Consider the following 12765-nt stretch of genomic DNA (forward strand, 5'->3'; position numbering starts at 1 on the left):
ACACTTTCTTGTCCATTTACATAACGTAATAATATTCGTATTTTTTCATCTTTTGTAATTTTAGTCATAAAAAACACCCCGTAAAAGTTAGATTGGTGTCTAACTTTTACGGGGCATATCATGTGGAGGGCGGTTTTTTTATGTTATGTTAAAAAATATCTAAATCTTTGGTATATTAATTTAATAGACTAATTAATAGATAGGGGCAATATGATGAGTGATTTGATAAGTGTTTTACATATACCAGACGATATAGGTTATTGGCTTGTCAGAGCGGATGGTGGAAAATATTACGAAGACTTCTTACTAAACAATTTTATTGCTGTATCAGATAATGAAGTTACATTAGAATCATTGATTAATAGTGGAGATAGTAGTATTGCAGGTATTACAATAGACCATTATAAAACGCTGTACAAAGATATATACAAGGATTGGACGGCACAACAAATATCTCACGGTACGAGTAGGACATTTAAGTTTATTCAGGAAATGAAAATAGGCGATATAGTTATGGTGCCTTCGAAAAAGTCAACAAGTTTTATAATTGGTATTATTAAAAGTAATCCATACGAAATATCAAAAGAAGAAATTGAATCTAAAGTAGAGGTTAATTATGCTGTTAATCCATTTTTTAAAAGAAGAAATATCGAATGGATAAAAGAAGTTTCGAGAAATGAAATCTCAGAAAAGTTATATTGGATACTATCAGCACACCAGACTATATTTGATTTGAAAGAAGAGAAGGAATATATAAATCAATTATTATCTCCCATTTATGTTCAAGAGGGGCTTTGCCACGGGACATTAAAAATCTCTAAGGAGGAAGGACTTAATTCGAACGAATGGTATGATTTATATTCTATTATTAAAAAACAATCTAATAAAAGTGGGCATGAGTTAATTGTAAGATCTAATGTACAAAGCCCTGGTTTAATTGAATTATTATCATCAGACTGGGTAGCTGTAGTTACAACGGTCTCTATATTAAGTGGAATTGTCGTAGGCGATGTAGATTTTTTCGGTATTAAATTTAAAGGAATAGTGCCATCTATTCAAGCCTATAAGAAAGGCCAAATGGAAATAAAAAAGACAGAAAAAGAAATTGAGATTATGGAAGAAGAAAAAATTACAAAACAATTAGAAAATGAACGATTGCGTCGCGAATTGGAAAACGAAGAAACAAAAAAAGAAGCCGAACTGGTCAGAGAACGGCTTAAAATTACTGATTTCGATGCAGGAAAGTTGATTTCTTCAGTTGAAAAGCAAATGGGTAATGATGACGTTCGGGATGCGGAGCAACCTTAAAAATCATGAGAGCTAGCGCTAGTAGAATTACGAAAAAATGCACGAACTCAATAGGAACAAAAAATGAAATTACTTTAGTAACCAGGTAAACAACAGACATAAGCAAAAAGTAACCGTATAATACCTGAACAAATTTCATCTTAGTTCCAGCTCCTTCCTTAGATTATCTTAATAATCGCATTAATTATGCGATTTTTCAAGAATTAAAAGTACTATTTCGTACTATTTTATGCATTTAAAGACCAAGCAATTATAAAATTGGCTTGGTCTTTTTCGTTTATTCTTCATATGGTCTGTATTTTTTGTTCAATTCCTGTGCAGAAGCTTTTCGATTTTCAATATCTTCTCTTAAAAAGAGTCTATCTCTACTTAGTTCTTTTATGGGCACTAATTTACCGCGTTTAACAAGTGAGTTTAGAGCTTGGCGTGATATTTGTAATTCCTCTATAACCTCTGATGATGTTAAAACTTCATTTTTTACATACTTTTTAAAGTCATCTTTGTTTTGAATGTTATATTCCAAAATTTTAACCTCTTTTCTTGAATAAATGTTTAAAAATGAATAATACGAGCCATAGAATGGATACACCAAAACCAATCCATTTTAAGAAATTCATGTTGTTAAAATCAAGGTCCACTAAAAAAATTGCCACTAAAATAAAAACTAACCAATCTGTTGAAGATATTCTGTTCATAATTTTATGGAGGATGTGATAAAATTTAAGAGTGAAGGAAGGCTGAAGTTTCAGCCCCCTTCTTTAGTGTTAGTCCTTATCATTGTCCTTTTTCAACCAATCGCAAATATCAAGTGTGCCTTTGATACTTGCGATTATACCGGCAATGATGAGGACTATATTTCTTAAATCCTCCATTTTTTCACCTCCTTTCTATACTTTTATTATACACTCGATATTAACTCGAGTCAACAGATTGTTATAAATTCTTTTACTTTTTTGAAAAAATTACATCAATAAATCCAATTGTAGTTATCATTCTTATTGATAAAAGGGAATATTTGTTCTATAATTTACTTAAAAATAGAACATATGTTCCTTGTGGGGGTGGTATCAATGAAAGAACAGTTAAACAAAGTAATGCAACGTAATCAGTTAGTAGATATGATGTACATCGCTAAAAATGGTGAAATCACTAAAAGACGTATTAAAGTAACGAATGTATCTGATGATAAATTTAATGCTTATTGCTTTTTAAAACATGCTAATCGAGTATTTTTTATCGATAATGTTCTTGCATTGGTACCAGTTATCCGAAAAGAGCGTGAAGTGATTTGATTGACTTTAATGCTGCAGACTTAATTCATAAACACATTATCCTCGATTTGACAAAACGGACTTTAGAGCGCGATCTAAATCATTTAAATGATATTAAAATGAATCGTCCATTAGCTATGTGGATGGAACAACAAATAATTGTAGTTCAAAATGAATTAAGAGAAGTGAAATCCCAATTGGGTAAGAGTGGTATTAAAGTTCAAGCAGAAATACGAATCGATAAAGATATTACGGAATATGTGATTATGGATAAGGGGACTGAACATAATCGTAGATACTTAAATATTGCACTTAAAAATAAGGTTGATGATGAGATAAAAAGATTATTGAATGTGCAATAAAAAAGCCACTCGAATGAGTGACTAAAAATGCTTCGACTATCTTCCTAGGACTTTTCAATTTTCTCTTTTTAATTTGAAGAATTGTTTAGTCGATTTCTTATTTTTGGAAAAGTGTTTGAGATGTAAATCAAGTGTAACCTAACTAAATATTGTTCATACTTTTAAGTACAAAAAAAGCCACTCAATGAGTGACTTTTTTCTATTGATTAATCAGTTGTTTGTTGTGTTAATCCTAAATTCTCTTCAATAGATAGTCTATTTGCCATAGCCTGCATTAATTCTACATCACCAGAAGAAATTATTGATTTAATTTCTTCAACTTTAGATGGTTTTAAATTACCTTCATCAAACATTTCTGCAGCGCTTCTACTTGCTATTGCACGATAATCTGCAGATTCAATTAACTTTTCTTTATAGCTTTCTAATAACTTTTTATTCTCTTTTGATAAATTTCCCCCTTCAAATTCCGCTATATTATCGCTTAGCACATTATAGTTTGTCTCAATGAAAGTCATATTTCGATAAGCAGTGTACACGTCTACTGAACCATCTGATACACCATTAAATGTTGTTACCCATAAATCATTCCAAATTCTATCATATTCAGCCTGAAAGTCATCAATGGCTGGTAACACTTCAGTTTGATAATAAGTCACCTCGTCTTGCGAAGGTTTTTCTGTAGATTCTTCTTTTGGTTCCTCAGTTTTTTCTGATGTTTCAGCTACTTCTTTAGTTTCACTTTCTACAGCTTGTTTTGTAGTATTCTTCGAATCTGGTGATGGAATAAACAATGCAATTATAAATACTACAAAAGATAGAGCTAATACAAGTCCACCTTTCATTTTTTTCTTTCTAATTAATCCTAGAATTAATAAAATGATTCCTACTATTATTCCTAAAAATCCTATTACACCTAAAAAAGCACTCAAATTTTTCACCTCATTATTATTTTGTACATAAATAACTATAAAGGTAATTGATAACAATATCACATATTTTTTACTATATCATCACAAAAATGATGATGTTTTGATGATACCACATCAATTGTAGGTATACATATGTATAAAAAAGCGAATACCTACATAGCAAAAGTATAAGGAGAATCTAACATTATATAACTAGATATTAGAATATATATTTCATGTGTAAAAGAACGTAAAAAATACGATTACACCCACAAATAACCCACGAATGTATTTTGGATTATTTTATCTTATTTCTAAAAAGTAATATAAAACCTTTAATTAACAGTATTTTCTTATTCGTATTCATTCCAATTTTATTACAAATTAATCAAATTCGAAATGGAAGGTTCTATTGGTTAATTCCAATACAATCAATGATTTCGAGGGTTTTTAGGAAGCTAGGAACTCAAAAAATTCAAATGATAAAGACCGAGTGCAATTGCGTTCGGTCTTTTTTATGTGCAAGAAAATAGGGGGCACCTTATATGAAATTGTGGTAAGTTTCACTGTTAATCCACCATCTGTCCCTATTAAACTTTACAATTCTGTCTCTTTTATCATGTACAGAAATTTTCTAAAATGATTTAATCATTTATAAAGAATGAGTTGATGAAGAATGTATAAGTTGTTCAGAAAAACGGCTATGTACAGACGATAAACGTATTGATTTTAAGCCACGCACAGGCAGGCTCCTGGATTTACGGATAGAGAGAATCTTAATGCATTTTTATTTCTATCTTCCTGAAAGGTAGAGAGATAAGGGATGCCAAGCAATGTGTCCTAACGTCCAATTTTGTGCTGTTATTTCTTGTTTAAGTGATTCATCAGTTAGATTATTTAGTAGGTTCTGTGTAAAGCTCGCTTCGAATTCCAAAGATCTCAAAAAATCAGATAAGGTTTGGAACATAAAAATTCTCCTCAATAATTAGTTTTGCTTTCTATGCATCATAAGTTCAAGTATACTCTTGCTTGTGTAAATTAGAATTAGATTTTTTACAAAAAAGTTTAATTTTACCGCACATCTTAAATGGTGCAACTTTACAACCTTTAATCACAAAATAAAACGTAGAATACAACTTTGCATGAGAACTGGAAGTTTTTCCACGACAATTAAATATCTATGAATCCAATAAAATATGATTAATTTCTATAGAACTATTTGAAACTTAGTGATAAGTTAATTCTATGAAAAAATATATTATTTACCTAATTCTCATTTTAGCGGTAGGAAGCTTTATTTTTGTTGTTAAGAACAACCAAGAACGAACTGTTCAGTTGATTGCACATAGAGGTGCTAATAACATAGCACCTGAACATACAATCACAGCATATAAGAAAGCTATAGAACTGGGTGCAGATTTCATTGAAATTGATTTACGAATGACAAAAGATGGTTATCTTGTATCTATGCATGACGATACAATCGAAAGAACAACGAATGGGAAAGGAAAAGTTTCGAATTTTAATTTAGATGAATTGAAAAAGCTAGATGCAGGTTCGTGGTTTGAAAATCGTTATAAAAAGGAAACAATTCCAACCCTTGAAGAGATTTTTGAAACCTTTGGTAAGAAGACGAATTATTATATAGAAACTAGACTAGTAAATAACGAGCCAATAATGGAAGAAAAATTAGTAAAATTAATTGAGGAAGAAGGATTGCAAGATCAAGTAGTAATCGAATCTTTTTCTCCTGACAGCTTAAAAGCCATTCATCGTATCGACAAGGAGATACCATTAATCCAATTAATTTATCCTGATAAAATGTTGGAAGTTGACGAGAAGGAAATTAAAAATTACGCTATTGGCGTTGGCCCATATGCACCTAAAGTTGATCGAGAATTTGTAGAAAGGATGCATAAAGCAGGGTTAGAAGTTGACGTATGGTTTGATCGTAAAAACGAAAAAGAGTATATGAAGAAAATATTATCATATGATGTAGATACTGTTTTTACCGATTATCTTGAAAATACAGAGGAAATTTTAAGCCGTGAAGAAAGTGAGTAATCAATGAAATTTTTAATTTATATGAATAGCTCATTCATTTAATAAATAAAAGAACACTCTTAAGGAATGCTTTTATATTATAACCTCCACAATGGTGGAGGTTTTTTTATTTATATCAAAATTTGAATCCATTTACAGCAGTACTTTTTATCCCACTCACTCCATCCCAAATCAAGTTTTCAATTAAATTTGAAAATAAAAGATATATTTTTTTACGTATGATATATTGTATAAAACTGGAACAATTCACTAAAAAAGTAGGTGTTCATTACGATGCAGTTAACGATACGAGCGACTGGACAAGATGCAAAAGTCATCTCTTATTTATTGGCAAAAAATCCAAATAATTTGTATGAAAGAAGTGTAAATGGTCATTTCATTCGAATGTTTTATAGTCAATTTGCGGAAGAGGAAGTAGAGGTCACCTTTTTTGTAACACCTGATCCAATCGGACTATCATCCAATCAGTCTGAAATCTATGATATTACATCTTACATTAACGATCGGGAGTTTGTTGTGAGTAGTATTTTTTGTACCTTTTTAAGGACGGCTCTTGGTACAGCGTTAAATGGGAAGCCGAAAGAAGATTATATTTCTTGGGTAAACCATTCTTTCCCACTGGAGTTTAGTTTTGGGCCTTTAGCTTCGAATCTATCAAATCTAGAGATTGAAGAACTTTTTCAACCATTAGGGTATGAAGTAGCCATTACATATGGTGAGGTCAATTATCGTGTAAATATTAAAAAGAAAAGTACAGCAAGATATATTACATTAAAAGGTTTGACGACACTTCAAAAAGGTCTTCGTCAGCTTTTTGTACTCATCCCAGTATTGGATAATTATAAACACTATTATATCGATGAAAAAGAAATCAAAAAGATTGAACGTTATGGTGAAGGGTGGTTGGATACCCATCCACAAAGGCAATTCATTTTAAAGCAGGCTTTACGATTTAAAGAAGTGTATAGCTTAGTAGAAAGGCAAAGTGAAGAGAAACAAAATACGGAAGTAGAACAGAAAGTGAGATTAAATGATCTGCGGTATGAAAAAATCATTCAAAAGGTGAATGAATTCAAAAATCGAGATACGATTGTAGATCTCGGTTCGGGGGAAGGGAAACTCTCAGTTAAGTTAGGCTTCGTAGATGGCGTGAAGGAAATTTTAGCTGTGGAACCGTCTGAATCCGAATCGATAAAAGCGCTAAAACGCTTCGAAAAAGTACAGGAAAAAGAGAATTTCGTTATGCCGAAACAAATAATCGGTTCTCTTTTTTACTATGATGAGCGATTAAAAAATAAAGATATCATCATTTTGTGTGAAGTAATTGAACATATCGATGCATATCGCTTACCGAAAATAATGAGAACGATTTTACATGACTATCGGCCAAAGGTATTACTAATTACAACTCCTAACAAGGAGTATAACGAAGTCTATCAATTAGGGGACGGGGCACACCGTCATTCGGATCACCGATTTGAGTGGACGAGGGAAGAATTTTCCGATTGGTGTGAAACACAAAGCGAAGCAAGTGAATATAATGTCACATTTGATGGTATCGGTGAAGAACATGAACTGTACGGTTATCCTACTCAAATGTGTATTTTTACGAGAAAGGAGTTGTAAAAAATGAATATTCGTTTACCTTATGCAGGCATTGTTTTACTTGTAGGCCCTTCCAATAGTGGTAAAACTACTTTGCTAAAACAATTAGTGAATAATGGTCAAATACTTCCTTCCGAAATTGTAAGCTCTGATGAATGTCGAGTATTAGTAAGTGATGTTGAATTTATCGATTGGACACAAAGGCCGAATGATGAGGAAGAAGGATTATTTGATGCATATCAAAAAATATCAGCAGAAGCGTTTAAGCTAATGGATACGATGATTGAAACACGATGCCGGCTTAATAAACTAACCTTTGTGGATGCGACTCATTTATATTCAGATGATCGGAAAAAGTACATATCGATCGCCAATAAGCATCATGTACCAATTGTATCCATTGTATTAGATGTGGATCAAACTGTTTTACTTGAAAGGGATAAAAATCGGGAAAATCCACGGGGAAGTAGAAGAATTAAGCAGCAGCATCAAGTGTTTAAAAGGGAAAAACGATTTATGAAAAAAGAAGGTTACGATAAAACGTACTTTCTCTCCGATACAGATCAAGTGGAGATTTTTAGAGAAAATACAAACCCTGTTCATTTAGATGTTGGCAATGGTATCGATATTATTGGGGATATTCATGGCTGTTATAATGAATTGATACAAGTGCTTCAAAAATTAGGTTACATGAAAAATGACGAAGATTATTATGTACATCCAGAGGGAAGAAAATTTTTATCCCTTGGCGATATTATGAGCCGTGGCCCTAAGTCATTACAAACGATGGAATTTTTCTTACGACATGTTGAAAAGGGTCTTGCCTATATGATTGATAGTAACCACGGATGGAAAATTGCCCGCTGGTTAGACGGTCGAAAAGTGACGTTAAATTATGGCGATGATCTTGTAGAGGAAGAGTTCATTCAATTTGAAGAAGCCTATGGGATAGAAAAAGTGGAGCAATTGAAACATAAGCTAAAACAATTCCTTTTGGCAGCCCCATCCCATTATGTATTAACGAAAAATGGAGTACCTACATTGGTATGTGCCCATGCGGGGATTAAAGATGAATTTATTGGCAAACAATCGGCCCATATAAGTGACTTTTGTCGATATGGCGATAATGAGGGACTAGATGAAACTGGAAAACCGATTCGAAAAGATTGGACAATTCATCATAAAACAAAGACTTTGATCGTATGGGGACATGACCCAAAACCGAAACCATTGATTATGAACAATACCGTTAATATTGATCAAGGCGTCGTCTTTGGTGGGGCATTAACAGCCTATCGATATCCGGAAAGGGAGTTTGTTTCTGTACAAGCTAAAAAAGACTATTCAGAAGGAAAATCAAATCCTTTAATGGAGTTAAAAAAGAAACGGTTAAATCCTCCAAATATTGCTAAATTTTTAAATGGATATTCCGTTTTAACCGAAACCTTTGGAGAAATTAAAATACCAAAGGAGTATGCAATTCCATCTATTGATTTAGTGTCTCATTTTACAGTACCGATTGAAGAGATGATTTATATTCCACCAACAATGAGTCCAACACCAAAGCCTTCAGCATTAGATGATTATTTAGAACATCCAAAAGAAGCAATCGATTACTACCGAAGTATGGGGATTGAACGGATGGTTGCTGAAAAGAAACATATGGGAAGTAGAGGAATATTATTTTTATTTAAAGATAAAGAGGCAAGTCTCAAATATGTTGGCCGAGAAATCCTTGGTGTAATTTATACACGTACCGGTAGAAAGTTTTTTGATGAAGAAACAGAGGCCAAAATTCTTTCCAAAATAAACAAAGCTTTTACTTCAAAGGATTATTTTCATCAGTATGGAACGGAATTTGTTTTATTAGATGCTGAAATAATGCCATGGAATTTGAAAGCAAAAGAATTGATTAGCAGTTTATATGCCCATGTGTCAGAAAATGCGATTTTAGATCGTCGTTTACTAAAAAGCAAAATCGAAAGGGCAGTAGGGCAAAATGAGGGATTAGTGAAATGGCTTGAAGAGTACAAGGATAAACTGGCCAATGCCCATGTCTTCAAAGAGGTTTTCCAAAAATATTGTTGGGAGATCAATGAAATTGATGAAATCCAAATTGCGCCTTTCCATCTACTTGCCCATAGTAATGAAACCTTCTTCCATAAGCCACATACATGGCATATGGAGAAAAACAAAGAATTCGCTTCGATGGACAATCTTTTTATTGAAACGGAATATATGGTAATTGAAGATGTAGCAAGTGAAAAAGAGGTAACCAATTGGTGGAACACGATAACAAAGGATGGCCACGAAGGTATTGTCATTAAGCCAGAGCCGTTTATTGCAAAATCAAAGGGGAAGCTAGTACAACCGGCTATTAAAGTGCGCGGTAGAAAATATCTCCATATCATTTATGGAATGGATTACTTGGAACAAGAAAACTTGAACCGATTAAAGAAACGAAACGTTGGTAAGAAACAAAAGCTCGCTTTAAGGGAATTTGCGCTGGGGTTAGAAGGTATTCAAAGATTCGTCAATGGTGAATCGATTGAACGAGTACATGAATGTGTACTTGGAACTCTTTCCATGGAATCAGATCCGGTCGATCCAAGATTATAAAGAAAAAACAGCTGATTTATATTTGAATAGGAGATCGGGTGTCTAGCACTCGATCTTTTGTTATTTGTTTGATTGGTTCAATTTATAATAAAAAAAGCCACTCATACAAACGAAGTGTGAGCGACCTTTAATTCTTTACTTAAAATGTTACTTTAACAGGATGGTCTTCAGTATAATCGTAATCATCCCAAGAGAATATATGTAATGTCATTTCAAAGTCAGACTCTAGCGCAGGAAAATCATATCCTTCGTACTCATTAATTGTTAATGTAGCCGTAGCTGCTTTTCCTGGAGCCACTTCTTGACTCATCGATAAAAGAGTTTCATCTACCATACGACCGTCAGCAGAAACCGTATTTGCTTGAACTTCAATTGTATCAGAACGTTTATTTTCTACGTCGAATACAACTTCAATCGTATTGCCCCAAATGTCATCTGATTTCTTAACGATTTTCACAAGGGTAGCTTTTACATTTTCATTATCAACGATTAATTGATTAATTTCATTTTCATCGTTAGAAGCTTCTTCTGACGCTTCTACTGCTTCTTCTTCTGTTGCTTCTTGTTCAGTTGAAGTAGCTTTATCAGTATCCACTTTTCCTGATACATTTTCCGAAGTACTTCCACAAGCAGCGAGAGCAAGTGTTAATAGTAATAAAAGACCGAATAATAGTTTTTTCATAAGTACAATACTCCTAATATAAATTTTACAATACTTATTGACTATACCAAATTTCCTATGAAATGTCATTACAAATTATATGCTTTTATTGCTGTAAATTCCCCCTGAAATAACAAAAACTGCCTAATTAGAGAATGCTAATTAAGCAGTTCATTGATTTATAAATTAAACTTTCTCGATGTACCCTTTCTCAACTAAAAAGTTGATTAACTGTTCAGTACATTCTTCAATTGAATATTGCTCACTGTCTACTACAATTTCAGGATTATCGGGTGCTTCATAAGGAGCACTAATGCCAGTGAAGTTTTTAATTTCATTTTTGCGGGCTTTTTCATAAAGTCCCTTTGGATCTCTTCGTTCACATTCTTCTACAGAACATTTCACATATACTTCGATGAATTCGCCCTCTTCCACTAAAGATCGTACAACATTACGGTCTTCTTTATAAGGAGAGATAAAGGCTGTTAATACAATTTGTCCGCTTTCTACGAAAAGTTTTGATACTTCTCCAATGCGGCGAATATTTTCCTTTCGGGAATCTTCATCAAATCCTAAATCTTTATTTAGACCGTGACGAATATTGTCTCCATCTAAAACAAAGGATTGATTCCCTTGTTCAAATAATCTTCTTGCCAATGAATTGGCGATGGATGACTTTCCTGAAGCGGAAAGGCCTGTAAACCAAAGGATAAAGCTATGATGATGATTTTTTTCTCTTCTTTCAGATTTATTGATCGATGCTTCATGCCATACAATATTTGAACTCATATTACACCTCGTTTTAGGAATGGATTTCTTCGCGTAGTCCTCGGATTAATACTTCGATGACTTCTTTTCGACTAAATGTACTTGGAGGAACTTCTCCATTTCTTAACATTTCACGCACCTTTGTACCAGATAAAATGATGCGAGAAGATGCATCGTGTGGGCACGTTTTTGTCGTAGCCATCCCTTCACAGCTCGTGCAATAGAAACTATGTTCAAATTTTAATGGCGTAATGCCGATTTCTTCCGGTGCGAAGTTTTCAAAAATCTTTTGCGCATCATATGTGCCGTAATAATCTCCAACTCCTGCATGGTCACGACCTACAATAAAGTGAGTGCAACCATAGTTTTTACGAACGAGGGCATGGAAAATTGCTTCCCGTGGACCTGCATAACGCATGGCAGCAAGAAATACTCCTAACTGAACTCGCTCTTTCGGATAATATTGGTCTAATAAAACTTCATAACTTTCCATTCGAATTTTAGCTGGAATATCATCGGATTTTGTCTCACCTACTAATGGATTTAAGAAAAGACCGTCCACGATTTCTAACGCTACTTTTTGAATATATTCATGGGCGCGGTGAACGGGGTTTCTTGTTTGGAATCCAACAATCGTTTTCCAACCTTTTTCCTCGAATAATGCCCGTGTTTCTTTCGGTTCAAACGTATAAGTAGGGAACAATTTCTCCGCTTTTTTAACTAAAGTTATTTTTCCACCAACATACGTATTTGGTCGATCAAGTAGTTTCTTCACACCAGGATGTTTTAAGTCATCAGTGCCGTATACTAGTTGGGCTTCTAGCGTTTTATCTGGTGTGAAAATATCATTCACTTCGATAGTTCCGTATACGTCCCCTTTATAAGTTAATTTTGCTTTATCACCAATTATTAAATTTTTTACCGTTTCGTCGTCAACTGGTAAAGTAATAGGAATACTCCAAACAAGACCAGAAGCAAGACGCATGTTTTTTACGACACTTTCATAATCCGCTTTCGTTAAAAAGCCATCAAGAGGGCTGTATGCACCAATACCGATTAGTTCAAGATCGCTTAATGCGGTTGCATCTAGCTGGATTTCTTTTTCGATTGCTTCAATAGGTTCATTTGGATTGTAAGCTTGAATTAAAACTCCTCCGTGTGGTTGTATGCTCATGTTTTATTGCCTCCTAATCGATTCG

11 protein-coding genes and 1 pseudogene are annotated in these 12765 nt (G+C 33.4%); 6 read left to right on the top strand and 6 right to left on the bottom strand.

Annotated elements, in window-relative coordinates; translation table 11 throughout:
• Positions 1 to 213: 213 nt before the first annotated feature.
• Positions 214 to 1308: a hypothetical protein gene (locus EC501_RS10000; protein WP_122972151.1), complete on the top strand. Its 1095-nt coding sequence runs from the start codon at positions 214 to 216 to the stop codon at positions 1306 to 1308.
• Between the two features lie 277 nt (positions 1309 to 1585).
• On the opposite strand, the gene EC501_RS10005 is transcribed toward EC501_RS10000, so the two are convergent.
• The gene (locus EC501_RS10005) at positions 1586 to 1831 is read right to left on the bottom strand and encodes a helix-turn-helix domain-containing protein (RefSeq protein ID WP_122972152.1); all 246 of its coding nucleotides are present in this window, start codon (positions 1829 to 1831) and stop codon (positions 1586 to 1588) included.
• A 547-nt stretch (positions 1832 to 2378) separates the two neighbouring features.
• On the opposite strand from EC501_RS10005, the gene EC501_RS10010 reads away from it, so the two are divergent.
• Complete coding sequence (locus EC501_RS10010) at positions 2379 to 2600, top strand: transcriptional regulator (protein ID WP_122972153.1); 222 nt, start codon at positions 2379 to 2381, stop codon at positions 2598 to 2600.
• Positions 2597 to 2941, top strand: a complete 345-nt coding sequence (locus tag EC501_RS10015) for a YhjD family protein (RefSeq protein ID WP_122972154.1) — start codon at positions 2597 to 2599, stop codon at positions 2939 to 2941. Before EC501_RS10010 ends, EC501_RS10015 begins: the two co-directional genes overlap by 4 nt.
• Before the next feature lie 206 nt (positions 2942 to 3147).
• On the opposite strand, the gene EC501_RS10020 is transcribed toward EC501_RS10015, so the two are convergent.
• Positions 3148 to 3870: a hypothetical protein gene (locus EC501_RS10020; protein ID WP_122972155.1), complete on the bottom strand. Its 723-nt coding sequence runs from the start codon at positions 3868 to 3870 to the stop codon at positions 3148 to 3150.
• A 793-nt stretch (positions 3871 to 4663) separates the two neighbouring features.
• Positions 4664 to 4816: pseudogene (locus EC501_RS10025) on the bottom strand (DinB family protein); the annotation flags it as partial.
• 278 nt (positions 4817 to 5094) lie between these two features.
• On the opposite strand from EC501_RS10025, the gene EC501_RS10030 reads away from it, so the two are divergent.
• The 3 genes from EC501_RS10030 to EC501_RS10040 all read left to right on the top strand — a co-directional run bounded on the left by EC501_RS10030 (position 5095) and on the right by EC501_RS10040 (position 10137).
• Positions 5095 to 5913 (top strand): glycerophosphodiester phosphodiesterase family protein, encoded by an 819-nt coding sequence (locus EC501_RS10030; RefSeq protein WP_122972157.1) that lies wholly within the window; start codon positions 5095 to 5097, stop codon positions 5911 to 5913.
• Between the two features lie 273 nt (positions 5914 to 6186).
• On the top strand, positions 6187 to 7539 hold the full coding sequence (locus tag EC501_RS10035) for a 3' terminal RNA ribose 2'-O-methyltransferase Hen1 (protein ID WP_122972158.1): 1353 nt from the start codon (positions 6187 to 6189) through the stop codon (positions 7537 to 7539).
• A 3-nt stretch (positions 7540 to 7542) separates the two neighbouring features.
• On the top strand, positions 7543 to 10137 hold the full coding sequence (locus EC501_RS10040) for a polynucleotide kinase-phosphatase (RefSeq protein ID WP_122972159.1): 2595 nt from the start codon (positions 7543 to 7545) through the stop codon (positions 10135 to 10137).
• Between the two features lie 139 nt (positions 10138 to 10276).
• On the opposite strand, the gene EC501_RS10045 is transcribed toward EC501_RS10040, so the two are convergent.
• The 3 genes from EC501_RS10045 to sat form a co-directional block, all read right to left on the bottom strand.
• Positions 10277 to 10819, bottom strand: a complete 543-nt coding sequence (locus tag EC501_RS10045; RefSeq protein ID WP_122972160.1) for a hypothetical protein — start codon at positions 10817 to 10819, stop codon at positions 10277 to 10279.
• 165 nt (positions 10820 to 10984) lie between these two features.
• Positions 10985 to 11587: an adenylyl-sulfate kinase gene (gene cysC, locus EC501_RS10050; RefSeq protein WP_122972161.1), complete on the bottom strand. Its 603-nt coding sequence runs from the start codon at positions 11585 to 11587 to the stop codon at positions 10985 to 10987.
• Positions 11588 to 11600: 13 nt separating this feature from the next.
• Positions 11601 to 12740 carry a sulfate adenylyltransferase gene (gene sat, locus EC501_RS10055; protein WP_122972162.1) on the bottom strand — a complete coding sequence of 380 codons (1140 nt, stop codon included), beginning with the start codon at positions 12738 to 12740 and terminating at the stop codon, positions 11601 to 11603.
• Between the last annotated feature and the right edge of the window lie 25 nt (positions 12741 to 12765).

The organism is Lysinibacillus halotolerans, assembly GCF_003711845.1.
Classification (GTDB): Bacteria; Bacillota; Bacilli; order Bacillales_A; family Planococcaceae; genus Ureibacillus; species Ureibacillus halotolerans.